This is a genomic window from Nostoc sp., assembly GCF_036917675.1.
Taxonomy (GTDB): Bacteria; Cyanobacteriota; Cyanobacteriia; order Cyanobacteriales; family Nostocaceae; genus Nostoc.
In genome coordinates, this window is record NZ_JBALCT010000071.1 from 168,206 (window position 1) to 195,192 (window position 26,987).

Annotated in this window: 26 protein-coding genes; 11 read left to right on the top strand and 15 right to left on the bottom strand. The window is 40.4% G+C overall.

Features of this window, described 5'->3' with window-relative positions:
• Positions 1-20: 20 nt before the first annotated feature.
• Both V7K31_RS27830 and V7K31_RS27835 read left to right on the top strand, forming a co-directional pair.
• The gene (locus V7K31_RS27830; RefSeq protein ID WP_335098892.1) at positions 21-248 is read left to right on the top strand and encodes a type II toxin-antitoxin system MqsA family antitoxin; all 228 of its coding nucleotides are present in this window, start codon (positions 21-23) and stop codon (positions 246-248) included.
• Positions 249-644: 396 nt separating this feature from the next.
• Positions 645-2,222, top strand: coding sequence for an NAD(P)H-quinone oxidoreductase subunit 4 (locus V7K31_RS27835; RefSeq protein WP_335098894.1), 1,578 nt, complete (start codon positions 645-647; stop codon positions 2,220-2,222).
• Positions 2,223-2,408: 186 nt separating this feature from the next.
• On the opposite strand, the gene V7K31_RS27840 is transcribed toward V7K31_RS27835, so the two are convergent.
• Complete coding sequence (locus V7K31_RS27840; protein ID WP_335098897.1) at positions 2,409-3,287, bottom strand: DUF4351 domain-containing protein; 879 nt, start codon at positions 3,285-3,287, stop codon at positions 2,409-2,411.
• Positions 3,288-3,519: 232 nt separating this feature from the next.
• Between V7K31_RS27840 and V7K31_RS27845 the strand changes: the two genes are divergently transcribed.
• The 6 genes from V7K31_RS27845 (at position 3,520) to V7K31_RS27870 (ending at position 9,987) form a co-directional block, all read left to right on the top strand.
• Positions 3,520-4,242, top strand: a complete 723-nt coding sequence (locus V7K31_RS27845) for a Uma2 family endonuclease (RefSeq protein WP_335098899.1) — start codon at positions 3,520-3,522, stop codon at positions 4,240-4,242.
• A gap of 399 nt (positions 4,243-4,641) precedes the next feature.
• Positions 4,642-4,875, top strand: a complete 234-nt coding sequence (locus V7K31_RS27850; RefSeq protein WP_335098901.1) for a DUF433 domain-containing protein — start codon at positions 4,642-4,644, stop codon at positions 4,873-4,875.
• Positions 4,872-5,144: a DUF5615 family PIN-like protein gene (locus V7K31_RS27855; RefSeq protein ID WP_335098903.1), complete on the top strand. Its 273-nt coding sequence runs from the start codon at positions 4,872-4,874 to the stop codon at positions 5,142-5,144. Before V7K31_RS27850 ends, V7K31_RS27855 begins: the two co-directional genes overlap by 4 nt.
• Positions 5,145-6,504: 1,360 nt before the next feature.
• The gene (locus V7K31_RS27860; protein WP_335098906.1) at positions 6,505-7,716 is read left to right on the top strand and encodes an EAL domain-containing response regulator; all 1,212 of its coding nucleotides are present in this window, start codon (positions 6,505-6,507) and stop codon (positions 7,714-7,716) included.
• A gap of 215 nt (positions 7,717-7,931) precedes the next feature.
• On the top strand, positions 7,932-9,275 hold the full coding sequence (locus V7K31_RS27865; protein WP_335098909.1) for a PQQ-dependent sugar dehydrogenase: 1,344 nt from the start codon (positions 7,932-7,934) through the stop codon (positions 9,273-9,275).
• Positions 9,276-9,579: 304 nt separating this feature from the next.
• The gene (locus tag V7K31_RS27870) at positions 9,580-9,987 is read left to right on the top strand and encodes a phosphomannose isomerase type II C-terminal cupin domain (RefSeq protein ID WP_335098911.1); all 408 of its coding nucleotides are present in this window, start codon (positions 9,580-9,582) and stop codon (positions 9,985-9,987) included.
• 90 nt (positions 9,988-10,077) lie between these two features.
• Here V7K31_RS27870 and V7K31_RS27875 read toward each other — a convergent pair whose 3' ends face one another.
• From V7K31_RS27875 to dndE, 7 genes are all read right to left on the bottom strand, one after another.
• Positions 10,078-10,836: a HEAT repeat domain-containing protein gene (locus tag V7K31_RS27875; protein ID WP_335098914.1), complete on the bottom strand. Its 759-nt coding sequence runs from the start codon at positions 10,834-10,836 to the stop codon at positions 10,078-10,080.
• A gap of 174 nt (positions 10,837-11,010) precedes the next feature.
• The gene (locus V7K31_RS27880; protein WP_335098917.1) at positions 11,011-11,505 is read right to left on the bottom strand and encodes a GNAT family N-acetyltransferase; all 495 of its coding nucleotides are present in this window, start codon (positions 11,503-11,505) and stop codon (positions 11,011-11,013) included.
• On the bottom strand, positions 11,498-11,716 hold the full coding sequence (locus V7K31_RS27885; RefSeq protein ID WP_335098920.1) for a hypothetical protein: 219 nt from the start codon (positions 11,714-11,716) through the stop codon (positions 11,498-11,500). Before V7K31_RS27885 ends, V7K31_RS27880 begins: the two co-directional genes overlap by 8 nt.
• A gap of 197 nt (positions 11,717-11,913) precedes the next feature.
• A complete protein-coding gene (locus tag V7K31_RS27890; protein ID WP_335098923.1) occupies positions 11,914-12,321 on the bottom strand; it encodes an ABC transporter permease in 408 nt (135 codons plus the stop codon).
• The gene (locus V7K31_RS27895) at positions 12,306-13,598 is read right to left on the bottom strand and encodes an AmpG family muropeptide MFS transporter (RefSeq protein ID WP_335098925.1); all 1,293 of its coding nucleotides are present in this window, start codon (positions 13,596-13,598) and stop codon (positions 12,306-12,308) included. The genes V7K31_RS27890 and V7K31_RS27895 overlap by 16 nt, the downstream gene beginning before the upstream one ends.
• 245 nt (positions 13,599-13,843) lie before the next feature.
• A complete protein-coding gene (locus V7K31_RS27900; RefSeq protein ID WP_335098928.1) occupies positions 13,844-15,301 on the bottom strand; it encodes a DNA phosphorothioation-associated putative methyltransferase in 1,458 nt (485 codons plus the stop codon).
• Between the two features lie 85 nt (positions 15,302-15,386).
• Positions 15,387-15,773: a DNA sulfur modification protein DndE gene (gene dndE, locus V7K31_RS27905; RefSeq protein WP_334909475.1), complete on the bottom strand. Its 387-nt coding sequence runs from the start codon at positions 15,771-15,773 to the stop codon at positions 15,387-15,389.
• 182 nt (positions 15,774-15,955) lie between these two features.
• On the opposite strand from dndE, the gene V7K31_RS27910 reads away from it, so the two are divergent.
• Together V7K31_RS27910 and V7K31_RS27915 are read left to right on the top strand one after the other, a co-directional pair.
• Positions 15,956-16,780 carry a hypothetical protein gene (locus V7K31_RS27910; protein WP_335098931.1) on the top strand — a complete coding sequence of 275 codons (825 nt, stop codon included), beginning with the start codon at positions 15,956-15,958 and terminating at the stop codon, positions 16,778-16,780.
• 20 nt (positions 16,781-16,800) lie between these two features.
• Complete coding sequence (locus V7K31_RS27915) at positions 16,801-17,610, top strand: BREX system Lon protease-like protein BrxL (protein WP_335098934.1); 810 nt, start codon at positions 16,801-16,803, stop codon at positions 17,608-17,610.
• On the opposite strand, the gene dndD is transcribed toward V7K31_RS27915, so the two are convergent.
• The 3 genes from dndD to dndC all read right to left on the bottom strand — a co-directional run bounded on the left by dndD (position 17,582) and on the right by dndC (position 22,177).
• Positions 17,582-19,567 carry a DNA sulfur modification protein DndD gene (gene dndD, locus V7K31_RS27920; RefSeq protein ID WP_335098936.1) on the bottom strand — a complete coding sequence of 662 codons (1,986 nt, stop codon included), beginning with the start codon at positions 19,565-19,567 and terminating at the stop codon, positions 17,582-17,584. The two genes, V7K31_RS27915 and dndD, sit on opposite strands and share 29 nt — an antisense overlap.
• A 193-nt stretch (positions 19,568-19,760) precedes the next feature.
• On the bottom strand, positions 19,761-20,381 hold the full coding sequence (locus tag V7K31_RS27925; protein ID WP_335098938.1) for a Uma2 family endonuclease: 621 nt from the start codon (positions 20,379-20,381) through the stop codon (positions 19,761-19,763).
• A 176-nt stretch (positions 20,382-20,557) separates the two neighbouring features.
• Positions 20,558-22,177 (bottom strand): DNA phosphorothioation system sulfurtransferase DndC, encoded by a 1,620-nt coding sequence (gene dndC / locus V7K31_RS27930; RefSeq protein ID WP_335098941.1) that lies wholly within the window; start codon positions 22,175-22,177, stop codon positions 20,558-20,560.
• A gap of 182 nt (positions 22,178-22,359) precedes the next feature.
• Between dndC and V7K31_RS27935 the strand changes: the two genes are divergently transcribed.
• Positions 22,360-23,958 (top strand): DGQHR domain-containing protein, encoded by a 1,599-nt coding sequence (locus tag V7K31_RS27935; protein ID WP_335098945.1) that lies wholly within the window; start codon positions 22,360-22,362, stop codon positions 23,956-23,958.
• Here the strand turns inward: V7K31_RS27935 and V7K31_RS27940 are convergent, their stop codons facing one another.
• The 4 genes from V7K31_RS27940 to V7K31_RS27955 all read right to left on the bottom strand — a co-directional run bounded on the left by V7K31_RS27940 (position 23,959) and on the right by V7K31_RS27955 (position 26,894).
• Entirely contained in the window at positions 23,959-24,936 is a 978-nt protein-coding gene (locus V7K31_RS27940) for an HNH endonuclease (RefSeq protein WP_335098948.1), read from the bottom strand.
• 73 nt (positions 24,937-25,009) lie between these two features.
• A complete protein-coding gene (locus V7K31_RS27945) occupies positions 25,010-25,483 on the bottom strand; it encodes a DNA phosphorothioation-associated protein 4 (protein WP_335098951.1) in 474 nt (157 codons plus the stop codon).
• Between the two features lie 115 nt (positions 25,484-25,598).
• The gene (locus V7K31_RS27950; RefSeq protein WP_335098953.1) at positions 25,599-26,150 is read right to left on the bottom strand and encodes a Uma2 family endonuclease; all 552 of its coding nucleotides are present in this window, start codon (positions 26,148-26,150) and stop codon (positions 25,599-25,601) included.
• Positions 26,151-26,324: 174 nt separating this feature from the next.
• Positions 26,325-26,894 carry a Uma2 family endonuclease gene (locus tag V7K31_RS27955; protein WP_335098955.1) on the bottom strand — a complete coding sequence of 190 codons (570 nt, stop codon included), beginning with the start codon at positions 26,892-26,894 and terminating at the stop codon, positions 26,325-26,327.
• Between the last annotated feature and the right edge of the window lie 93 nt (positions 26,895-26,987).

Sequence of the window (26,987 nt, forward strand, 5' to 3'; positions counted from 1 at the left end):
TTTACAACTGGGAGACGAAAATGATGAAATGCGTAATTTACCAGCATGGAGAAACTCAACCAGGTTTAGTAACTGTGACATTAGAAAGAGACGAATGTATTATTGTATTAAAAAAAGTTCCGGCAGAAATTTGTGATAACTGCGGTGAATATTATTTAAGTGATGCAGTTACCGAACAGATTTTAGAAAAAGCAGAGTCAGCTATTAATAATGGAGCAGAATTGGAGATTATTAGATATGCAGCTTAGTGTTCTTATTTGCGCCTCTACTACCAATCATGAATAACTTTGAATTTGTGCGATTATCATAGGCTTATCTATCCTGTTATGCTTTTTTGCACCAAATCGCTTTTTTCAACAACCACCAAGCAGCATCGTGTATTTTTAGAGATGGGTTGGATTACGCGATCGCACCACTATAATCCTAGTTTAGCGGCTTTTTTACGGTAAATTTTTCACTTGACTGAGAGTATCACAACCCACATTCCGCACCCCCAAGTGTCAAAAAAGATTCCCAAGAGAAAAAATAGGGGATTGCCAATTTAATTAAATCAACCTAACGAGGAAGACGAAATCCCCAAAAAGCTGTTACTTAATAACTAGTGACTTTTTGCCAAACATGATTTTGATAGCAGACGAATTGTGATGAATACAGCTAATTTTCCGTGGCTGACGACGATTATTCTGTTTCCGATAGCGGCGTCGCTACTTCTTCCCATCATCCCGGATAAAGAAGGCAAAACAGTGCGCTGGTACTCCCTCATCGTAGGGCTGATCGATTTTGCACTGATTGTTTATGCTTTTTCTACTGGGTATGATTTCTCCAATCCAGATTTGCAGTTGGTGGAGAGTTACCCCTGGGTACCCCAACTGGATTTGAATTGGTCAGTAGGGGCAGATGGCTTGTCCATGCCGCTAATTATTTTGACTGGATTCATTACCACGCTGGCGATTTTAGCAGCTTGGCCAGTTACCTTCAAGCCCAAGCTATTTTACTTCTTGATTTTGGCGATGTATGGCGGTCAAATTGCCGTGTTCGCCGTCCAGGATATGCTGTTATTTTTCCTGGTGTGGGAACTGGAACTAGTACCGATATACTTTCTGCTGTCGATTTGGGGAGGCAAAAGGCGGCAATATGCAGCGACTAAATTTATTTTATACACCGCCGGCGGGTCGTTGTTTATTTTGCTGTCTGCCCTGACAATGGGATTTTACGGCGATACGGTGACGTTCGACATGCGATCGCTCGCCTTAAAAGACATCGCCCTCAATTTCCAACTTGCCCTCTATGCTGGCTTCCTAATTGCCTACGCCGTCAAGTTGCCGATTATTCCTTTGCACACTTGGCTACCTGATGCCCACGGTGAAGCTACAGCCCCCGTGCATATGTTGCTAGCAGGGATTCTGCTGAAAATGGGCGGTTACGCCTTAATTCGGATGAATGCCCAAATGCTCCCCGATGCTCACGCTTATTTTGCACCAGTATTAGTGGTTTTGGGGGTAGTTAATATCATCTATGCTGCCCTGACATCCTTTGCCCAGCGCAACCTGAAGCGAAAAATTGCCTACTCCTCAATTTCCCACATGGGCTTTGTCATGATTGGTATTGCCTCCTTCACCGATTTGGGATTGAGTGGGGCAGTATTACAAATGGTTTCCCACGGGTTAATTGGAGCGAGTTTGTTCTTCCTTGTCGGCGCAACTTATGACCGGACACACACCTTAATGTTGGATGAAATGGGTGGTGTCGCTAAGAGAATGCCGAAGATTTTCGCCATGTTCACCACCTGTTCAATGGCTTCTTTGGCATTGCCAGGGATGAGCGGTTTCGTGGCAGAATTAATGGTATTTGTGGGGTTTGCTACTAGCGATGCTTATAGCTCTACCTTCAAAGTCATTGTGGTCTTCTTGATGGCAGTGGGAGTGATTTTAACTCCGATTTATCTGCTGTCGATGTTGCGAGAAATTTTCTACGGAGAAGAGAACAAGGAATTAGTTTCTCACCAAGCTTTGATAGATGCTGAACCCCGCGAAGTATTTATTATTGCTTGTTTGTTAGTACCAATTATTGGTATTGGTTTCTATCCAAAATTGCTGACTCAGATGTATGACGCGACAACTGTACAATTGACGGCAAGATTGCGTGATTCTGTGCCGACATTAGCACAGCAAAAAGACGAAACACTAAAGGTTTCTTTGAGTGCGCCCCAAATCGCTAATTAAGTTGCGATCGCTAGTTTAGTTTAAATATTTTTTAGTTTAAGGGCGGGTTTTGTACCTGCCCTTTTTGTTACTCACTCGTAACTTTTGATTCGTTAAAGTAAAAACAAATCATCGAACTGAGTCCAAAAAATCCTGTATGTGGTAAGTGAGTAGATGTATTTTTTACAATTTTTATAAAAATATATTTTAAGCTAATTGATTTGTTTGCAACCAGTGAAGTAAATCTTCCATAGCAGTAAAATCTAACAAAGCTTCACCAAGAGTTTCTACTTGATTTAAAGAAAGAGATTGGATACGCTCTTGCAATTCTGGTGATAATTCTCCCACTCCTTTTTGTAGTAACCTTAAAATAAGCCGTTGTTGACCTTTTTGTTTGCCGCGCTCGTAGCCGATGCGCTCACCTGTAGTTACATATCTCATAGTCCGCTCCTGCTCAAATTGTTTAAACTCTTCCCAAAACTGATTTTCCAATGCTTTTGGTAATATCATAACCCAATCTATAAATCGATACAGATTACGAATATCCTGTTCTTCTAAGCCCAAATCATATAGCCTGCGAATTAAGCTAAATTTCCATACTTTGCGTTGTTCGGGTGATGAGCGTGTCTGCTGCGTTTTCAAATGCGCCATGACGACAGTTGCAAATGGATTATCGCTATTTTCTAACTCCTGAAAGCGATTTTCGTAATCCAAAAGTTTAATACTGCCAAATTCAAAATTTAACCTAGTATTGGGATAATTGTAACTGTAATTGCTTGGTCGCCATTCGCGGTTTGGATCACAGAGAATTGCAAGGCTCGTTGCTGGTTGATCAAAGCGGTCAAATATGCGAAAGTTGTAGGTAAATATCCGCTTGGGAAAGTTATCTTCTTTTTGTGCCTGAATTTCAACATGGACTAATAACCAAAGTTCTTCGCCTTGGGTTTGCCAAACTTTGACTAATTGATCAGCATATCGTTTACCCTGTTCGGCTTCACGAGCTATTTGTTTAAATTCTTTATCTAGAAATTCGTAGGGACGTTCCCAATCAACTAATGCAGAAGTTTCTGGAAAAAAGAAATGCATTGCTTGGGGAAAATAAGCTTCTAGAATTTCTTTCCAAGGGCTATCAAAATCAGCGCGACGCCGAATAGCCCGTCGTAGACATCGCTAATATTGGTCATATTTATCCAAAAGGCTGATTTTCGTCAAATTGATGTGGATACTGGAATCCACAATCATTTTACCTTGGTATACCTATTTAATTATCGATACATTTCCTACAATCAAGGTACAATCAGATTTGGCAAAACCGCTCATGTTAAACTACAATCCGTTGCATTGTTTGCCATCTTCCGAAGAACTACCCGACTCAGATGATACTGCTGTGGATAATGAACTCCAAAATTTAATTCCCGGCTTGCTGAAAACGACACTAGCTTTGGTATGGTGCGATCGCTGGGATTGGTTCTTTGGTGTTGACATGGGTATTTATTATCACCCAGATAAACCAGCAATTGTCCCTGATGGGTTTCTCAGCTTAGGAGTTAAACGCTTTATTGATGAGGACTTGCGCCTGAGTTATGTGCTGTGGGAAGAAAATAAACTGCCAATTTTAGCACTAGAAGTTATTTCTCAAATATATCGGGAAGAATACAGCACCAAGAAAGAATTTTATGCCAAAGAATTAGGAATTTTGTACTACGTTGTATATAGTCCTCTTCGTCGTAAAAATCCACCTTTGGAGGTGTATCACCTAGTTGATGGGGAATATATTTTAATGTCAGGAAATCCCGTTTGGCTACCAGAGATTGGTTTAGGAATTGGGGGGGAACGGGGAATTTATCAAGGTATCGTGCGGGAATGGCTGTACTGGTATGACGAGGAAGGGCAAAGATTGCTGACACCAGAAGAACGCATCAGGGAAGCAGAAGAACGCACAACTTTTGAAGAACAGCGACGTGTGGAAGCAGAACAACAGGTGAAAATGTTAGTGGAAAGGTTGAAGGGGCTTGGTGTTGAGCCAGAAACTTTGTCATAGATTCACCAAATTTTGCAATGGCAAGTGATGTCTACGACGGGCTATTCGGCGTCGCGCTTACAATTCACTGATACAGAAATTCTAGACTTTATTGATTACCTGAAGTTACAACTAACCTAAACCTGCCCAACTTAGCTGCTGTTGGGTTAGCGTGCGATAACTGCGATCGCCTCGCCGAACAGCCCGCACTTCGACAAAGCTCAGTGACCGTCATAGACATCGCTTGTCAGTTGCACTTAGATGTTAGGCTGGGATAATTGCGATCGCAGAATTATAGTTAGATAAAACTACCAGATAAGCTGCCACGCATCTAGTTTTTTAGCTCACTCTGGGCTATATAAGGGTTTTAGACCCAAAATTATACAATTTAAATGCGCGACAGCTTATTAAAATACTTGCATGAACTTAAGGGCTGATTTGTTGACTCGTATTACTCAAACTCCTGGTCAGTGTGGTGGTCGTCCTTGTATTCGAGGCATGAGGATTCGTGTGAGTGACATTTTAGAAATGTTGGCTGAGAATGTCAGTTTTTCTGAGATTTTAGAGGATTTTCCCGATCTTGAACTCGAAGATATCCAAGCCTGTCTATTGTTTGCAGCACGGCAAACTGACTTTCCTCGATTGACAGCATGAAAATTTGGATTGATGCTCACTTACCTCCTACATTAGCACTTTGGCTGACTGAGACTTTTGATGTTGAGGCTACTGCACTACGAGAGCTTGGATTACGAGATGCTAAAGATGTAGATATTTTTGAGGCAGCACGAGTCACTAACGCGGTAATGATGACAAAAGACAGCGACTTTGTTGACTTGGCATGTCGGTTAGGAACACCACCTCAAATTCTCTGGCTGACCTGTGGTAACGTGACAAATCGGAATTTGCAGCGACTACTTGCGTAGGCGTAGCCCGTCGTAGACATCGCTTTACCTGATGCAATAGAACGACTACGGCAAGGAGAAGCAATTGTAGAAATTAGCAGTAGTTCATGAAAAATTGCTCAACTTATACCTACGGCAAGCCCCTAAAAAGCGTCTATGCATAAATTGTTAGATTTTCTCACGTCAACTCAATTTACAGTGATGAGCGATCGCTTTTAGTCCAAATCTTCTTCGGTAAGTCTAACTTCCAACCAACCTTGAATTGCATCTTGCAGCATCTCTAACAAATGTTCGTAGCTGTTTCCCCAAGGTGACATCCTGGTAGAGCAGCTACACAACCACACCACACACCGTCTTCTTGCCAGATAACTGCTTTAATTTTCATTGCCAATCATCTCCACAAGATTGCGACTAATATTTTATCGCCTTTTCCCTGTATTGAGGTTTTCGTTGGGAATAACAGCGATCGCAGAATTATCGCAATCCGAATTGAAACTTGAGAAAATACTGAGATTAAAAGTACGGATTTTAAAGCTTTTCAGCGATTTTATGTCTCAGAAGTGATTTATAATTGGTATAGTTTAGCTCATAACAGACGCAAGTGTTGTAGCTATCCGCTAACGGAACAGGGAACTGTTTTGCCCAATGCCCAACTAGCTGGATATAAGCCAGTTTGTAATTCTTAACACACTTTTTTAAAATTTTTTATAACCCAAATATTACTACTTATTTCGGGTTAGAATACGCAAAAATACTTAAGCAATAAGCTTTAAATAAGTATTTTTTAATAATAGCGATCAGAAAAATCTATGCAACCCTTACCTCAACTTCTAAGCCACAAAGCTGAGAGTGAATAATTGACCGTTCGCTACGGATGGTTGTGCCGGAAACACTACTATTAGATGCGATCTGTACGATGGGCTACTCAGTGTCACACTGATGGCAGCAGGGGGCAAGAGTATCTTAGCTTCTTGCTCTTTGCAGGTAGTGGGGTACTTTAGTAAGTATGATATGGTACTGCTTATAGCTTCAGGATCTAGCTTGCAAACAGCTAGTATTTCTGAAGTTATGCATACCTCGGTCATGACATTCAACGTGTCATAATTTCCAAAGCTAGCCTCAGTGTTATCACTGTTGCACCAGCAGCAGTTCCATCTACTGCCAGTTGTAGATAACCAAGATCAAGTTATTGGTCTTGTCATCTGGTACTGACAGACATGACAAACCAGGTTGGCTGATTGGAGTTTGTGTGAATAGTACATTTGAAAAAAGTGTATAGATATCTACTAACGTGAAACATTTGTCACAACTGTGTTGGGACTTCAGACAAACTTTATTGTCATTTTGTCATTAAATAATGAAACATAAATTGAGGTAAATTATGCCCAAAATTTTAATAATAGAAGATGAAGAAGCAGTTCGTGAAAACATTTTAGACTTACTAGAAGCTGAGGGTTTTGAAACTCTTGCTGCGGCTAATGGCAAAATCGGACTATATTTGGCTATCTCCGAAGCTCCCGATTTAATTCTCTGTGATCTGATGATGCCAGAAATGGACGGTTATGGTGTGCTAAGAGCGTTACGCGAAGATCAGTCAACGGCAATAATCCCCTTCATTTTTCTCACTGCAAAATCTGCCAAATCTGACTTCCGTCAAGGTATGGATATGGGTGCCGATGACTATATAACTAAGCCATTCACTCGGGCTGAGTTATTAAGTGCCATCATGAATAGGTTGGAAAAGTACGCTACTTTAAAAAGATATTTATCTCCTCAGACTATAATTAATAATTTGTCTCCGAAAATGCATCTATTAGAAATTAGCTTACATCGGGCTATAAAACAAGATAATTTTCAACAATTTGAAATTTATTATCAACCAATAGTTGATATTGATTCGGGGAAAATAGTAGCTGTTGAAAGTTTATTGCGCTGGAAAAGTACGGAAATGGGGATGATTTATCCAACAGAATTTATTCCGTTAGCAGAGTCTACAGGTTTAATAGTTCCACTTGGTAAATGGGTATTAAAAACAGTGTGCCAACAGATAAAAAGCTGGCGCGATGCCGGAATTTATTCTATGATTGTTGCTGTCAATCTGTCAGTAATGGAATTTAATCAACCAGATTTGATTCAGAAAATAGTCAATTTAATAGCTATGAATGATTTGGAACCACATTACTTAGAGCTAGAACTCACTGAAAGTATGATTATGCAAGATATAAATAGTGCGATCGCTACTATGAACAAATTGCAATCCTTGGGTATAAAAATTGCGATCGATGACTTTGGTTCGGGCTACTCTTCTTTAATTTATCTGAAAAACTTACCAATTAACACATTAAAAATAGACCGTTATTTTATTCATAATGTTGCTAACGATCTACAGAAATCAGCGATTACTAAAGCATTAATTGAAATGGCTCATAATCTAAATCTAGATGTAGTTGCTGAAGGTGTAGAAACGGAAGCCGAACTGGCTTTTTTGCGGCAACAAAACTGTAATTCTATCCAAGGCTTTCTATTTAGTCGTCCATTGCCAGCAGCAGAATTTGAAAAATTTTTTTTAACTAACAAATGCTTATATGTTTAAATATTGGGCATTGGGCATTGGGAAGTAAATTATTTTCCCAGTACCTTAAGGGATTTCCAAGAAATAAATTATCCCGTTCCATAATAAATAGTTGGAGATTTTTTATTTGGAAGTCCCTAATAGGTTGACTAAATAAAAAAAATCAAACTTTAGACTGGCGACAATTATTAAGTCTCAAGTCTAGAGTAGAAAAATTGTGTATAGTGTCTACCGCCATGAAAGTCGCTGCGCGTTTCTTGTTGCCAGTTTTTTTACTAACCTTGGCAGTAGCGTGTAACCAGATTCGCGCTTCCTCAGATAATCCCACACCACAAACATCTGTATCTTCTGCCCAACATACACAGAATCTTACACAGCCAAAAAATATTGTCCGTACTGAAGCACTTTCACCGACACGCATCCGAATAAATCTGAAGAATTTACCAGCACCCTTCGCCACAAAAAGTGCCTCCAAGCAACCAAAGGTTGTGGCCATTCCGCAAAATCCGGTGCTGCGCGTACCACCAGGCTTTACAGTTAACGTCTTTGCCGAAGGTTTAGATGCCCCACGCTGGCTAGCTTTAACCCCCAGTGGTGATGTCCTGGTGACTGAAACTAGGGAAAACCGGATTCGTCTGTTGCGTGACAGCAATGCTGACGGTGTAGCCGACGTTCGAGAAACCTTTGCAAGTGGCGACAACGGACTTAATATTCCTTTTGGGATGGCGTTTGCAGGCAATTCTTTTTTCTTGGGTAATACTAATGCGGTTTTACGGTTTCCTTACACCAAAGGTCAACAGCGACTAACTGGCATCGGTGAAAAAATTGCTGACCTTCCTGGTGGTGGCTATAACCAGCACTGGACGCGTAACGTGGTGGTATCACCCGATCGCAATAAATTATATGTTTCAGTTGGCTCAGGAAGCAATGTGGATGAAGAACCCCTACCACGGGCTTCCATACAGGTGATGAATTTAGATGGTTCCCAGCAGCAAACTTTTGCTTCCGGCTTGCGTAACCCTGTTGGTTTAGATTTTCATCCTGTAACTAAGGAACTTTACGCCACTGTTAACGAACGCGATGGAATCGGTGATGACTTGGTTCCAGACTATCTGACACGCGTTAAACAGGGGGCGTTTTACGGCTGGCCTTATGCTTATCTGACACCAAACAACCTCGATCCCCGCCAAAAGACGGATGACAAAAGTAAACGCCCCGACCTAGTAGCCCGTACCCAAACGCCTGATGTGCTGTTCCAGGCGCACTCAGCAGCATTGGGTTTGCAGTTTTATGATGGTAAAACGTTTCCAGAAAGATACCGTAACGGTGCTTTTGCGGCTTTTCGTGGTTCTTGGAACCGCGATCGCGGCACTGGTTATAAAATTGTATTTGTTCCCTTCGATGCTAAAGGGCGATCGCTTGGCTACTACGAAGATTTTCTCACAGGCTTTTTGCTAAATCCTTCCGTACCAAGCACTTGGGGACGGCCTGTTGGTTTACTTGTGTTGCCAGATGGCAGTCTACTACTAACAGAAGAAGCCAATAATCGGATTTATCGGATTCAGTATAAGGGGGGTTAGGCAATTCAAAATTCACGCATTCAAAATTCAAAATTAAGAAATTCAGAGATAGAATTCATTTTACCTGGGGTCAAGTTAAGTAAGTGGGTCAAATTAAATATAAAACCTCACCCTGCCTCCAGCTTCCCTCTCCAAAGCATCCCAGAGGGATTGAGGGTGAGGTTTGATCTTATATTTAATTACGCCTACCTACTTAGAGCAGTTGTACTAATAGAGATGCTGTTACCATTTCCCTTCCCAGGTTTATTGCCTTTACGCTAGATTAATTAAAAATACTGATAATCATTTGGTTGAAAAATTAGTTATGACTCAGAATGACAATAATACTCAGTCAAATATCAACGAATTGTCTCCACATGCAGGTACACGATATTGGGGTGAGGTGGAGGTGATCGAGGAGGGAGAAACCTATAGAATTAGTCGTGTTGAAATCAAACCCAGGCACGGCATTAAACCACAAATCCATTATCACCGCAATGAACATTGGGTTGTAGTTTCCGGTGTGGCGAAGGTGACTTGTGGCGATACGGAAATATTACTGAATCGAAACGAATCAACTTATGTTCCCTCAGCAACCCTACATAAGGTAGAAAATCCTGGACATATTCCGCTAGTTATTCTGGAAATTCAAAATGGTGAATATTTAGGTGAGGATGATACTGAGCGTCCTTATGACTTAAATTTGGTCAAACCTGTAGCTGAAGGACAGTAAGAATTTTAGATTTTAGATTTGGGATTTTAGATTGAAATTTAATCCAAAATTGTCAATCCAAAATCCAAAATTGAATTGCCCAATGCCTAATTAAAACCATCCCTCTTGTTCCAGGGTTTCAATCAGCTGTAAGCCACGGGGATCACCCACTCCTAAAAGTGAGGCTTTGGCGTCTTCCCGTACTCCTAAATCTTGGTCTTCGGCAAAGGCTTGAATTAGGGCGTCGATCGCTGTAGCATAAACTACATTAGAAGGTAGTTCGCGGCACAGTTGACCAATTGCCCAAGCACTGTTACTCCGCACTGCTGCCACGGGATCTTGGACTAAGGCTTCAATTAATGGTGGTATTGCCCCGATAACTGCTTCGTAACTCACTTCTCCCATCTGTGCTAAAGCGCTAGCAGCCCACAAACGCACTGCGGAAATGTCGGTTCTTAAGGCATCTGCTAAGGGTGGTAAACAACGGCGATCGCGACAGTTTCCTAAAGCCCAAACAACACCTTTACGCACATAGCCATTCCAATCACTCTTTAGTTGAGCAATTAATGGACTCACTGCTTCTGAACTGGGATTACGTCCGATGCCATAGGCTGCACTCACCCGCACTAAGGGACAGGTATCAGTTAACAGGCGAATCAGATGGGGGGTAGCACGCGCATCTTCTAGATCACAAAAAGCACGCGCCGCTAACATTCTTTGCTGGGGCTGGGGATTTTCCAGCAAGGCTAGCATCACTTCTGGATCAGGCTTTGCCACAACTGATTCAGCAGTTAGCGGCTCTATTTTATCTAAGGGGCTTTCTAGCTCCTCCTCAATATCAAGTAGGCTTAGATCGTTTTCGTCATACATAATTTCATTTCAATCCCGAAAAGGGATTAACACATAATGCGATGTGCCAATAAGTTAAAGCTTTATATATATTAGTTGCGTTATTATACACTTTCCGTTCTCCCTCGTTGAGTTTTATCTAAACGAGAACCGCTATAACTCAGACCCTACACTATGTTATCGCTATCTTTTAGTTTATTGTTCTGCACTCAGGAATTTTACCATCCACAGAGATTGGGTTTGATAACCTAACTGATTGTAAAGATTTAATGCGGGTTTGTTTGATTGAAACACTTGTAATCCAATCTGGCGATCGCCTCTTTGAATAGCCCAATTTTCCACATATCGCATCAATGCTCTACCAATACCGCGTCGCCGATGTTCTGGTACAACGTAGAGGATAAAGATGTGAGCATGACGGTTCCCATGTACTTGATCTATGGCATTGCCCACCCAGAGGCAGGCAATGGGGTATTGGTTATTTCTCCCCTGATCTCCCTCACCCAAAAAATCGACCCACCACAAGGGTGTATCGCTAGAGAAGTATTGCTTAACTGTTTGTTCTAGGTGAGAAAAATCCTCATTGGGAAAAAGATCCTGGTAAGTTCGCTGCATGAATTTAAGCAGCAGCGATCGATCCAAAGCGGAGCCACGGCGAATAATATACCCAGGTAGTAGTTGCTCAGACACTTCTGATGTTTATTGACTCATATATTGCTAAGTTATATGCTGCTGGTGGGAAATCAGTAGGAGTGGGATCAGAACTTACTCCTACCTGTTCAATTGGTGCGGGTGCTGCCATATCGGAGGGTAAAAAGATGCGGGCGCTGACTGCCACTAGGGCAAAGAGAAATACCAATACCGCAAGCAAGGGGGCGATGTACTGACGAAATATAGCCATATTTAGATTGCAAATATCTAGGAACTTTTATGAAAATCTAGCTGAAGATTTGTGAAGTATTCTTAATTGATTTTAGCGATTTTCTAAGCATGGGGAATGGGGCAATTCAATTTGGGATTTTGGATTGACAATTTTAGATTAAATTTAAATCTAAAATCCAAAATCTAAAATCTAAAATTCTTACCCCCCACTTTTGCTTATGGGCGATCGCGCTCTAAGTCATCAAGCACTCTCTCGCAATACCAATTCTCCGGCATCCCAGGATAAGTTTCCTTTGCCTGTTCAATTAACCGTTCGGCCGCTGCAGCGTCACCGGATAATTTAGCGATTAGCCTGTTTTTGAGATAGCTATCAGATAGATCCTCTTCTACCTGGTTTGGTATCCCTTCATTTATAGTTGATGGTCGGGATTGTTCTCTCCGCAACTGCCAAAATAAAACGTAATAAAGTGTACCAAAAATTAAAATTAGGCTGAGTGTTCCGAAAAAAGTTAGTAAGTTAAATGCTAGAAATCCCAAAACTAACTGCGAGAGAACATAGCCAAGTAATAAACCTGTTAGTAAGAGGATGAATGTGCCGACAGCGATGACTACTTGATTCCCCATATATCCTCTTCTTCGTCCTCAAGTCCGGGTCTGGATACTGCCACTGGCTGAGGGTTCCAGGGGGCAAATAATGGCAATAGGAGTAGTCCTGGGATAGCGGCGGCGATGGTAATTAAGAAAAATATCGGCCAACCCGTGCTTTGGGCGATCGCGCCACCAGGGGCTGCCAGAATATCGCGGCTGACAGCCATTAAGCTGGAGAGCAAAGCATATTGGGTTGCGGAAAATCGCTGGTTACAAAGACTCATCAAAAAGGCAACAAAGGCTGCTGTCCCCAATCCACCACAAAATTGTTCTATATTGATGGCAAGTACCATAGCTTGGTAGTTTTTACCGATGTATGCTAGAAAAAAGTAAGCTAAATTACTTACTGCTTGTAGAATACCAAAAACCCAAAGCGATCGATTGATGCCAATAGCACTCAAAATTGAACCACCTACTAAGGCACCGACAATCGTAGCAATTAACCCCATTCCTACCTGAATTGTTCCAATATCCGTTTTGGTAAAACCGGTTTGCAGCAAAAAAGGCGTGCTCATATTGCTCAACAAAGCATCACCTAGTTTATATAGGGTAATGAATGCAAGCATTAGAATACCTTGGATAATACTTTGACGCTGAAAAAATTCCCTAAAAGGCAAGACTACAGCATCAGTGAGAGAAGCTGGAGGGCTAATTTCCTTGGGTTCTGGTGCGAACAACGTGGCAAGAATACCTATTACCATCGTTCCTGCCATAAATAAGTAAACTGATGACCAAGGCAGTTTGTCAGCAAGTATCAAGGCTAAAGCACCTGCAACTAATAGGGCTATTCGATAACCTAAGATAAAAACTGCTGCACCAGCCCCCATTTCTAGTTTTTCTAAAACGTCGGTGCGGTAGGCATCAACGGCGATATCTTGAGTTGCACTGATAAAGGCGATGACTATAGCGTTGATGGCTAGTAGCTGTAATGCTTGTTTGGGTTGTTGAAAAGCCATAACTGCGATCGCTATGATTAAAGCAATCTGCGTCAAAATTAACCAACCCCGTCGTCGTCCCAAAACTGGCAGAGTGAACCTGTCCACCAACGGCGACCACAAAAACTTTAAGGAATAAGGCAAACTAGCGAGGCTAAACCAACCAATTGCGGCTAAATCTACCTTCTCTACGGTCATCCAAGCCTTTAAGGTATTACCGATTAACAATAACGGTAAACCTGACGAAAAACCTAAAAATAATAAAGCCGCCATTTTCCGACTACCGAAAACTCCCAGTAGCGATTTAATTTTCCTCATAGTTTCAACTTTTTGCCTCTTTTGAGAAAATATCAATAAAATCCAACGAGGAAATGCAAAAGTATATCATGTAACTAGTACCTATAAAGGTTTGAATTATGGAAGCAGCAACAGTTCCCTATTAATCCCGATCAGAGATTGAAACTTACCATAGCTGCTGTGTGATTTCTCCCAAACATGACAAACTACCAAGATTTACTTGGGTTAAATACAAATTCAGGATAACCCTATAGCGTCAGGTTTTCTTAACTTTCTTGAATTGAATAAACCTGATGCCCCCTGATTTCTACTCTGTGTGCAGTAAGGCATTTTTCCCAACCTTCACGCGTACCAATGTTGCTTTTTTGGTTAAGCAGCCCTAATTCCTCTTCTTGTTGCGTGAGTTTAGCAAATTCTTCGTAGCGTGGGTAGTTGCTGGTAACAAATGTTTCCTTACGATGCAAAATTGGCGGATTCGCCCTAGTTTCGTAATCTCGGTGAGTGACGAAGAGGGTTTTTAAATCAATACCGATGCTGGCTTTTAACGCCGGATGGGGATCGGTGTCGAATTCGGGGTAAGACAGATAGGATATTTGCGGCTTATCAGTGTGATATTTAATTAATGTGGCTTCATCTACACGCCCAATGGTGCGACTAGCGCAACCTTCACAAATTCGTAGTATGGGATCAAGTGCAGCAAGTGCCGAAACATGGACGTAAAGGGCACCGCGCGTATGTTTACCAATTTTGCTTTTTTCGCAAGCAGTTTGAATCACCCCAGCTTTACCTAAACTGAAAAGCTTTTGGTCGGCTACTTGACAAGCTTCTTCATAGCTACTAAAAAAGGCTTTGATATCGTGACGCATTTCTGCTGCTAGCTTTTGCCATGCAGGGCGTCGATCAAAGTGGGTAAGGGCGAGATAAACTTGGATATCTAGAGAACGACGATAAGCGATCGCATCCCATTCAGCCTCATCAGTAGCTTGTAAAACTACACCGAAGGCGCGGCGAAAGTTACCAAATTCGCTCAGTAATTCCTGTTCATTTTCCAATTCACCTTTTACAGGTAGTCTACCGCGCTTGGTAAAAAAAGCCATGAGTGGTTGCAGCTGTTCTTGATAGTCTTCAAACCGCTTAGTGGGGATGCGGACTCGTGGTGTAGAGGTGGTAGAAAAGAAGCGGATAGCTTTGTAACTTTCCTTTTCGGCTTCATCTCGAAAAACAAAGTATACGCCTAGTGCGATCGGTATTGCATCTACATTTAGGACTTCATCAATATAAGTTTTGAGTTCTTCTTGTTCGTAATATTTCTGAAAAGTATTGCGGCGCGTCACAATGCCATCATTGTAAGCAAGTTGGGTTTTGCTGGGAGCGTTAATCAGTATTTGAGCCGCGACAATTAAAACTTTGTGGGTGAGTTCCCAAGCTTGGATTAGGCTTTGACGGCGTTCTTCTGCGTCTTCAATGACATTGAGGATATAGCCCAAGTTGACCACATCGGCGGCGGTGCGTGGTACATCAGGATGGTAGTAAGGGTCCCAGCCAGCGCTGGTGTAACCTAAGTTTTTTACTCGCTGGACATCACCACCGTAACCGCAACCGTAATCAAAAAAAGTGGTGTCTGGATTGAGGATTGCCCATTCTATTGCCAATCGTACAGGGCGAGATAGGTCAGTGCGAGCGATCGCAGCTCTATGACGCTCAATTTCTAGCGCTTCAGGCATAATACTAATTCGTAATTCGTAATTCGTAATTCGTAATTAAGAATTTAAATTACGAATTGCAGAGTATTAGTTACGAATTATTTTGTCAATCTTTGACCGCCAGTTCAATTAAATCTTCAATTTTCTTGATATTTGGATCGCCTGCTAAGTAACCAATACCGCGATGCAAATGTAAGCGAAATTGGGTGGCGAGGGTTTCTTTGTCGGTGGGATAACCGTCATTGTGACAACGTTGCTTAAGGGCGAGGAGGAGTATATCGGACATTTCGCCGCCAAAGACGCGCCAAGTCATTTCGACGTTGCTATCTTGCGGAATTGGGACGGGGGAGGGTGTGGTTGCTTCTGCGAGGGAACGACAAAATGCCCAACGACATAGGATATTCCATTGGTCTATTTTGGTGCTGCGTCTGAGTTTGGTAAGTTGGTCTTTAGCTGTTTGAGAGAGTTTTATTCTTTCGATTGGCGATTCCATGATTAAAGGTTAAAGGAATACTCTACATTATGCTTTCAGATAATTAACAATAGTTAACAGCTTGTTATTAATTTAGTATAATGTGCGTTTACGCATATATTCATCACCCAAACGTACAAAATTCCTACTGAATTCTGACTCCTGAGTTCTGAATTCTTCTGCATGAACTTTTAAAGGATATTATGGCTAAACTGCAATTACATTTTAATGGTTCTTTTGCGCTAAAAAAAGACGAAATAAGTAGAATTATTCATGCTGCTGCCCAAGATAAAGGCTTAAATGATAGCTTGCCCAATTTGATGGAGAAAACAAGTTTAGGTAATGGCAAAGTAGGACGAGTAAAAAGTTGGGCAGTACGTGCAGGGTTAATTAAGAATAATCGTCCCAGTCCAGAAGGGGAAATTGTTTTGCGACTAGATCCTAGTTTGGAGTCAAATATTACAGATTGGTTGATGCACTTTTATTTAAGTTTTGGCGATCGCGGTCTAAAACCAACACCAGAGAATCCTGCTGATTGGGGTGGATGGTCTTACTTTATATATACATTTTTACCTCGTTATAGTAAATTTACGAGTGAAGAATTGCTCTATCACAGTGCGTCAATATTTGAAGAAGAAAGTAAAGTGATTGCTGACAGAATTAAATTTATCTTACGAGCATACACTGAGTTCACTGCTTTAGCATCCTGCAAGTTTGTCACCCAAGAAAAGGATAAATATATTAGTGGATATGCCCATTTACCTAACTCTTATCTATTAGGATACTTTTTGGCAAAGCTGTGGGAACGTGACTTTAAGGGCGAAGGTTCCGTTCTCACTGAGTCTATCTTCAACCAGAAAATGGGACTTGCTGCCGTACTGGGGGTAAAAGCAGAGACTTTACAAGAACAGCTAAATGCATTAGAAGCTTACGGCATCATCGAACAGCGACGTGCAGTACCTCCTTTTCAAGTGATTCCGCGCTGGGATGAACCCTTGGCACTGCTAGAGAAGGCGTATGACAATTAGTAGAACCTAATTATCATGTAATGGAACTAGCTCCTAAAGGCACTGGTAAAAGCTTCTTTTTTGAAAATATCAGTAGCAAAGTTAGCTTAATTAGTGGTGGTAAAGTTACTCCAGCCCAATTGTTTATTAATGGTAGAACTAAAGAAGTTGGTTTACTCGGTCGTCATGAAGTTGTGGTTCTAGATGAAGTTCAAAGTTTAACATTCGATAATCCTGAAGAGGTGATTGGTCCACTGAAAAATTATCTGGCTAGCGGTCGTTATAATTGCTCTGGTTTTGCAGATATTTCTAGTGATTGTGGATTAGTGATGCTGGCAAATATCGAATTAGATGAGCAATTACAACCACGCAATGAAGATAATTTAATGGCTAACCTACCAAAGTTTTTTACTGAGACTGCATTATTAGACCGATTATCTGGGATTATCCCTGGTTGGAAAATTCCCAAGTTTCAAAGAGAAATGGTAGCTTCTCAAGTTGGTTTAAAAATGGATTTCTTTGGTGAAGCCTTGCTATCTCTACGCCAAGATAATCGCTTCATATCCTATGTACAGCAGCATACTCACTTTGAAAAAAATGTTACGATTCGTGACCAGAATGCCATCCTCAAATCAGCATCAGGTTTTCTGAAAATTCTCTATCCCCATTTAGAATTAACATTAATGGACTACGAGGATGATTGCCTAAAACCTGCTTGTAAACTGCGCCAAGCTATCCGAAATTCACTATATTATCTCGATGATGAATTTAGGCAGCTTGGTAGAGAAATTCATGTAGAAGCAAAGCAACAGTCAATATCTACTACCAAAAATATCCTGGTTGTATGGTAGTTTGGCGGGTTGTGGAGTCGTATTTGAGTAGATATTCACGGGCGATCGCTTCGTTTTCCCGCAGTGTTTCGACTTCTTTCTTTCCAATCTCAGTATCCGTAGATAACAAAATTACTTGATGGCTAGCGGATGGAAAGTAACGTTCAACTAAGTTGCTACGGTGAGAGGAGTCTAGCCTACCTAGTGGCGTATCGATTGCTACTGGTAGGCGGTGTCCAGAGACTTTGGCTAAACCCCAGAGGAATGCGATCGCCAGTAGTTGTTTTTCGCCAGCAGAGAGGCGATGTTTCGGGACGGGTTTACCATTTAAATCGTAAAGCAAAAGGCTAAAAGTATTGGTATCAATAGTAATGCGATGCACTAAATCTGATTTATGGAGAAGATAAAGGAAGCAATTTTTAACTTCTTCCTCTAATTTATTGAGTTTTCGCAGAGTTAATTTTTCACGGAATATCTTAAGTGTATTTTGAACTTTAGCTGCTGAGGTAATAATATGTTCGCTATTTTTATGTTTAATGTTTTCTACAGTATAATCGCTTAATTCTCTCTTTGACTTAGCAATAATACTTTCTAATTCAGCTAAACGGCGACGGATTGTTTCATAATTTGCTTTAGTTTCAACAACTTGATTTTGTGCGGCTTCTAGTGCTTGACGCAGCTTTGTATAATCTTCTGGTGCTGCTGCTGTTTGCACTTGTCTTTCTAGAGTGTGAATTTCTTCTTCTTTATTTTTGAGAATAGCTAATTTATCTTTTGCAGAAAGTTGAGAATTTTCTAAGTGATATATGAGATTATCTAGCTGACTTAAAGTCTCATCATCAGCTAATAACCAAGGTGCTTCTATCTGGATAGTCTTTGCATATAAGCTATCTACATCTTGGACTAGAAATAATTGAATTTGTTCAACTTGTAGCGGGGAAATTTCCGCTTGATTTAGCCAAGTGAGTAAGCGCTGATCTCGCTCAATTAACAAATCTTTAGAAATTTGTACCTGTTGATGGCGAAATTCTTTTTCTCCCTGTGTTTGTACTTGAGTAAGCAAATTGGGAATTAATGCTAAAGGTAAAACATCAGCCGCCAATTCACACATTGACTGACGTACTTGTTCAATTTCCGCAGTTTTTGTATCTTGTTGTAATTCTAGCTGATTGCGTTCTGCTGCAATCTTCCCGCCTTCAGAAATAAATTTATCAAAGGCTTCTTGCTGCTTTTGTTCTAATTCTTCTACCTGATTTTTGAGAGTTTCTAACTTTTCTCCTGTTGTTTGATAATCTTCTTGCTGTTGGGTTAACCTAGTTTCAATTTCCTCTAGGTTTTCTAAATCTTTAGTATTACCAACTTCTTTAAGTTTCCGGTTAACTAAAATATCTAAATCAACTGCTAAACGATCTGCCAATTCTAGTCCTAAAAGTCCGCGAATTGCATCTACTACAACTGGTGGTGGTGTTTCCTGTTCTGCGAGTTCTTTAACCTGTTCACCATCAAAGAGAAATAAGTTAGAAATGCCTAACGGCAGAAGATTTTCAATATATTCATCCCAGATATTAACTAAAGCATCAGGCCATGTATCACTATCACCTAAAATACCTAATGTATCTTTACCGTCTTTAGGGTTTTTTGTCCAACTACGGACAACACGGTATTTTATTGGTTTATCGTTTTCAATATGTTCAAAAAGTAATTCAATTCGGGTATCTAAAACTGGATCTGTTTTGCTGTTAACACATTGGTTGAGAAAATCGCTATAACTTAAATTACCACGGGTAGAACATTGGGCACGGGGGCCGTAAAGGGCGAGACGAATGGCATCCATAAGGGTAGTTTTTCCACCACCATTCATCCCACCTAAAAGGATAATTGGACGTGAGGTTTCCTGATCAATTTTTGGGTTAAGATTAATTACTTGTTTCCCACTGTAGGGGCCAAAGTTTTGTAGAACGAGTTCAAGGAATATCATTAGTTTTTAAGATTAACATGAGTTCGATGGCGATCGCAGAAGCAGAAAGTTTGTGATAAAAGGAATCAGATAAAATTAATTAGATGATTTTGTCTGACGCATTGAGAGAAAATATTATCTATTAAATATAGATAATACCATCACTAACTTCTAAGAAATGCGATCGCATCTGTGTCGGTGTTGGTAAGCGTGGCTAGATTTGTACACCTCCAGCTTGAAAAATCTGTTCGGCGGTTAAATTCAATTCTGGGAAAGTAGGAGATACAATATGGCTATCGGCTCTAAATTGAGTAACTTGGTACTCACCATCAATTAATTGATAAATGGATATAGTAGGCAGTTTAGGATTGCCAATAAACTTCCTAGCACCTATAGCCGCGTAATCTATAATCCAATATTCGGGAATACCTATAGCTTCATAATCAGCTAATTTTTTGTAGTAATCATCTCGCCAATTAGTACTAACAACTTCAATAACTAATGGAATAGATGTAGCTTGAGATACAGTTGATTCTTTTTTCCATAAAGGCTCATTCACTAAATTTGGTCGATTGATTATTAATATGTCTGGTGAATAAGCTGATTCACTTTCAAGTGGTTTGACTAATACACTTTTTGGAATGAAGTAGGGAAGTTTTTGTCGCCCAATTTCGATAGATATATTTAGCGCCAAAAAACCAACGACATCCTCATGATCTCCCACTGGTTGTGCCATTTCAACAATCACGCCATCATGTAATTCGTATCTCCCACCCTCAGGCCGCCAAGCTGCAAAATCTTCAAAAGTTACTAATTTGTGTATGGCTTGAATCATAGAACCTCGCTTGTCTTAAGATAATCAAACTTTGTCAAGTGTTCTTTAAGTAGTAGTCTGTCAAGGTTAAATTGATGGGTAGTGCGAGCATCTTGCTCGCGTCGTGAGCGAGACGCTCATACTACCAACTCGTCAAAATGAATTTGACAGACTAGTAGTTTGTTGACTGCTGTTTTCTATTCTTCTAAATTTTCCTTTTTAAATTTCATACTTGCCCAAGTTACCTGTTCATCACTTTCACCTTCATCTACTTCATCGATTGCTGCAACATCGCCCAAAGTCATCTGCTTGACTTTTGCAACATCACCTTGACTAACTGCTTCGCTTAATTCGCGTTTCAAACGAGCATTCTTAATCGCATCTTCTGGGGAACGGGAACTCGTATTAAAACATTTTTCTAGGGTTTCGTATATTCCCACGCGACGACTCTTTTTGCGATACTGACGTTCTGTGTCTAACAATTTCGCCATGAGTTCCAAGTGCATCGCGTCACCTTCACAGATTTCTTCTAATACTATCCACTCATCACGACCTAGTAAGCTATAGTCAGCGCCAGGACGGGGATCTTGAAATTCTTCGCCAGTCACTTCTTGATAAATTCGGGGTAAGCTATCATCAAATTCGTGTTTGTCTTCTAGCCAAATGCGGCGAATTTCGCTCATTTCTTCGAGAGTAATTAGGGTGATGTCGCGCATATTTTCTGGCGCTGTACTACGGGTTTTTGTTTGCGCTTCTAATAATCGTCTAAGCCAATGTTCCCGCCAATATTTGGTATAGGGTCCAGGTATTGGTTCAACAGAAATTTCCCCATTTTTATTGCGTTCAAATAGTTGGACGTCTCCCCAAATGCGACGGAAATCTCTCTTGTCCCAGTCATCTTTAATATCTAGTTCGTTACGGATATCTAATAGAGGCTGCATCCATTCTTTCTCTTCATCATTTTGAATCATTGCCTCCATCGATTTATCCTTACTAACGATTGTGCAAACCCAACAGCCAAATCGGGAATCACCACAGCTAGGAGTAGAAGTATCAACAACTAATGGACATTCATTATCTGCTGTTGCACCTCGATACATAGTGAACAAGTCTTTGTTGCTATATTTCCAAGGGTTTTGCCACTGATTTAGGTAAATCCAAACTTCATCAGTACGCCAATCTTCGATAGGAAGATAAATCAATGAGTTAGGTCGGTTAGGATTAGTATTTATGTGATCACGTACCCGCGATTCTCTATGTTTAGCCATCGTAGCAGCACGTTTAGTACTTTCAGCCTTGCGTGTACCTAAGACAAGAATTACTTCACCATTAGACCTAATAACTGCACGGATAAAGCTGTCGGATGGTTGAATTTTAAGGCGTTCAGTACACCATCTAAATCTGTTTCGCGGCGCTGGGTAGCCTTTCCCAATTAAGCTTACCCAAAAGGTATCCTTAATTGCAGGATAAAGCAAATGGGGTTCAATTGGCATTTCTTGTTCTTTAGCAGCAACTTTCATCTGTGCTAAAGAGTTACGTACCCAAACAGAGACCACAGGATTTTCTACCAGCGTATCAGTTGTAATAACATGGATTGTTTTAGTTCTCTTTTCCTGGGGGAGTGCTGCGATCGCATTCCAGATAAGCTGTAAAGTAGCAGTACTATCTTTACCACCGGAATAGCCCACCACCCAAGGAATCTCATCTAAACAATACAATTCTTGAATTTCAATGGTGAGAGCTTGGATGTAGTCCACTAACTCTGCTACAGTACGTGTTTGTTGAACTGTCTTTTCTGGTTGTTGTGCTGTAGTCATTTCTCCTTCTCTCTGGAAACACTGGCATAATATCTAGGCGAATAGGGCGAATAGAATTCGCGTCTACACAAACAAAACCCAGCGACCTGGGTTGAAAAAACAGTTTTTAAAAACTTTACTACTAATATCCAATTTTTTGGATAATTAAACGACATAATCTTATTCTGTTTTTAAAATTTAACATGAAAGATAGTACATCTGACCCAACTGCTGACATCGCTAGAGAGTACCTGGAACGAGAAAACAAGGAAAAACAGGTACTAGCTTTACTCCTGGAGAACTTTTTAGGGAGAAAAGATCAGATTCTCGTCCAAAAAACCGAGATGGGTGGTACTGAGGCTTATGTTAGCTCTGTTACATTGGAATGGTTTGCAGGTCGGGTTCACTTCGCCTCTGGTTTACCTCTGTTTCAGAAAAAGTACAATCCTGAAACTGATAATGTCGAAATTGATGCGGATAGTATTGATGAAATTCAGCAACGTCCCCTTGATTGGTCACGTCAAGCACCACTAGTCCAGTATTTAGCAGCTAGACATAATCATAAGTTTCCACCGGTGCTAGTAGTAATTAATCAACCGTGGGTGGATAATCCCAAAGCTGCTGAATGGGATAACGAAGGACGCGCCACAAAGTCTACGACTGATTTTATACCCCTAGATAAAGACGGTAAGGTAGGTCTGCTAAATATTTCTGAGGATGATGTCACCATTTATGCACTAGATGGTCAACACCGATTAATGGGGGTTCAGGGGTTGATGGAGTTAATTAAAACTCGGAAACTCCAGCGCTATAAAAAAGATAAAGGTGTTGATGACAGTTTTATTACAGTAAATGATTTGATAGAAAAGTACCAAGTAGACCTTACTTACTTGCAAAATTTACCCAAGGAAAAAATTGGTATTGAGTTCATCTGTGCGGTAGCGGCTGGGGAAACTCGCACCCAGGCGAGGCGGAGGGTAAGATCGATTTTTGTTCATGTCAACTTGATGGCTGCACCCTTGACTAAAGGGCAACTAACACAGTTGAATGAAGATGATGGTTTTGCGATCGTTGCTAGAAAAATTGCAGTTACACATCCACTATTAGAACAACGACAAGAGCGCAATCCTCGTGTTAATTGGAATAGTGCAACAGTGGCTTCCAATTCTACAGTTTTGACGACGTTGCAAGCTCTGCAAGATATGTCTGAGCGATATTTGGCTCAAAAGTTCCCCCACTGGAAACCCTTGGAGAAAGGTCTAATTCCCATGCGTCCAGAGGATGAAGAACTTGAGCAGGGGATTCAGGAATTTAGAAAGCTATTTGATAATTTGGCTAGTCTTTCCAGTTATAAAATTTTAGAACACGAGGATACACCAGCTTTGCGGCGTTTCAGCTTTGAGAAAGATGGAGGTGAAGGAAATATGCTTTTCCGTCCGGTTGCTCAAGTTGCATTAGCGCAAGCTTTGGGAATTTTGGTATTTAAAAAAGGTTTTTCTTTAGCAGATATTTTTAAGAAGCTGCGGAAGTTTGACCAGCAAGGTGGTTTTAGTGGTATGGAATATCCGCAATCTATTTGGTATGGGGTTTTGTATGACCCAAATAAAAAGCGGGTGCAGGTTTCTGGACGAGATTTGGCGACGAAGTTATTGGTTTATATCCTGGGTGGAATTCAGGAACAGATGGAACGTGCTGAACTTCGCAAGTCTTTGGCGGATGCTAGGACTGTTGAAAATAAAACAATAGGTTTTGATGGCAAGCTTGTTGAACCGAAAGCGGTAGGACTTCCACCTATCCTGTAATTATGCTTGAAATATATTTTGGCGATGCCATTGCAGGGCTTCCAGTTCGGGAAAGTGTTGCTCTATATTTGGTAGAAGTATTGTTTCACCATGAAAATCTTTCATAGGTTTAGCATGGGGAGATGCTTCTTCTAAATCATTGCTAACTATGATTTTGTATTGCTCATCTACAGCAAACCAACCTCTATCAAATGCCCAATGATGATTTTTGCAAAGTGCTATTCCATTATGAATTCTACTATCATAGAATTGTGAAAATGGCTTAATATGTGCGCCATCAACGATGTTTTGACTTACAGATTTAGTTACTTTTATCCCACAAAAAGCGCATTTGTAATCATAAATACTTACAATTGCTTTTCTGAAAAAAGCATTTCTAATTACTGCTTTTCTTAAGCTCCATCTAGGATTAGTATCTAAATTACTAGACTCAATAGTTTTATCTATTTTTAAGGGGACATCTTGAAAATTCTGATTAATGGTTAAAAAATTTTCTATCGTATTATCTTCAGATGGCAGCCAAGCTGAAACAAGTGCATCAATTAATATTTGCCTAGAAATTTCATCTTGAATTAAATTAAATAGTTCATCATCCAAATGTGCATAGTCAACATCTTCCTTGAGTTTGGGAATTGTTTGCGGACGACCACCATCATATCCAGAACTATACTTGAGATGCCAAAATTTACCATTATCATTTTTTAGATGAAAAAAAGGAAGCGCAAAATCACTTCCCTTAAAAGTACTAGAAGCAAGTACTTCCCAATACTTTTTGAAGGTATCAATCAATTCATCTGATATGGTGATACGATTATCTGTGATTAAATCTTGTGTAATTAGGTCAATTATAGATAAAAGTAATATGGGTTTATTAAGAGCATCACCCTTTTTCTGAGTTTTATATACCTTAATATTAGAGAAACATTCACAATAATAAACTAAACTTCGCTCATCTGCTGGCTGTTGTGCTTTACTCATTGTTTCATCTTTATATACATAACAAGTATTTTCTCAGTCTGTTGTTAATTATTAAGGGTGGATTGATGGTGATTTATGAAAGAAATTTGCTTAAATCGAAATCCTCTTCTTCGGAGTGATCTTGAAACCTTTCAGAACTGAGTATCAATAAAATTCTTTCAGAATAATCTACTGCACCCCGAATTTCTGATTGTAAGATTTCAAGTCCACCATTGGCATATTCTTCAAAGATATAGTTACGTTTTTCGTTATTGTTTCCTTCTTGGAGAGATAAAACTTTTATATCTTGAATTTCAGCAATTGCTATTAAATTTATTACCGTATTATATCCCCTAACTATAAACTGTTCTTGGGGTATTGGCGATGGTTCCCTTTTAGAAATTTCCCCTAAAGGCACGCGTTTTTTATGCTTTGCACCCAAAGCTGCTGCAAACACAATCACATCAGCAAAAGTATTAAAAGGCCCTGTTCCACCATCTGAAGATGTTAAATCCTTCACCAACTCAGCTTTATCTTTAGCAACCCTGATTCTGCCAGTTTCCGCCATGATATTAATATCTACATTGTTGCCATCTTAACCGACAGCGAAAAGCGATCGCTACATTTACGCACTTGCCAAGGTATTATTTTATGATAGGATGCAGGCGATCGCTAAACAAACACTAAACAAACAAATTATCCACCAACATAGTCCATCCTGGTAACGCAGGTTCAGCTTCCGCCACCTCACCACGGCGATAAATTTGGGGTTCTTCAGGATTACCAGCACGATATACTCTGATAACTTCCTCTTTGAGTACATCCACATCCCAAACTACCAAAGTACCCGCCGCAAAATAATCACGGCGTTTACTTTCCATATCTTTCTCAGCCTTATCACCGTAATCATTTTCACTTCTCACCTCAGCAGCAAACACAGGCGCACCATTAAGGAACTTCCCACCTGTAGGTTTGCCAGTATAAAATGCGGCATCAGGACTTAAAGAACGACGATGAGGGAGATTGACAATAAAACCAACATTATCAGGTAAAGCATAACCGCTTTTTGTTAGTCTTTCATAATCACGCAAATTAGCATAAATTTCACCACCTGCACGTCCTGGTAAAAATCCAGTTGGAGACATCAGCACCAATTTTCCATTGACAATCTCTGCTTTACAATTGTCGGGTAATTGGTACAAATCTTCAATAGTTGCTTCGGTTTTAATACTCATATAGCCTTTCCTAATCTAGTGAGGTACAGCTTAAGCTTTATCTCCCCTCTCCTTACTAAGGAGAGGGGTTGGGGGTGAGGTTATAATCTTCTAATTAGTTAGCGATAATCTCAATTTCACCATCTTCTCTTCCCTCCGCGTTCTCTGCGCCTCTGCGGTTCGTTTCTCCAAAACTTATATTGCAAACTGAACATCTTCATAAACCAAAGAAATCGGAAAGTGAAAATCAACACTAGTTAAATGAACCTCATCCTTTTCCTCATAAGGATGTAACTCCCAAAGTCCTCTATCATTTAACCGAAAACAATCTAAAGCAATTTTTTCAGCATCGATGAGGATGTATTCTTGCAAAGTCTGAATACGACGATACCGCGTAAATTTTTTACCTCTGTCGTAAGCTTCCGTGCTTGGGGAAAAAACTTCAACAATTAAACAAGGATATTGGAGAAATTGAATAGCTTGTTTATCCCGTTCATCGCAACTCACCACAACATCGGGATAATGAAAAGGCCCCTTCTCCGATACACCTACTTTCGCATCCGCCATGAAAGGAAGACACCCACTCCCCCTGAGATGACTTTTTAACGCTGAAGCTAAGTTTAAAGCAATAGTTGTATGGGGAAGAGTACCCCCAGTCATGGCGAAAACTTCACCATCAATATATTCATATTTAATTTCTTGGCGTTCTTCCCATTCCAGATATTCCTGGGGGGACATATAGTTTCTGTCTGGACTCGCAACCATAACCTTATTCCTTCTCAAAAGCCACTTTTCTCAACTGTAACTAAAATCAGACTTACGCACAGGTAACGGAAAATCAAACCACAGAGGCACAGG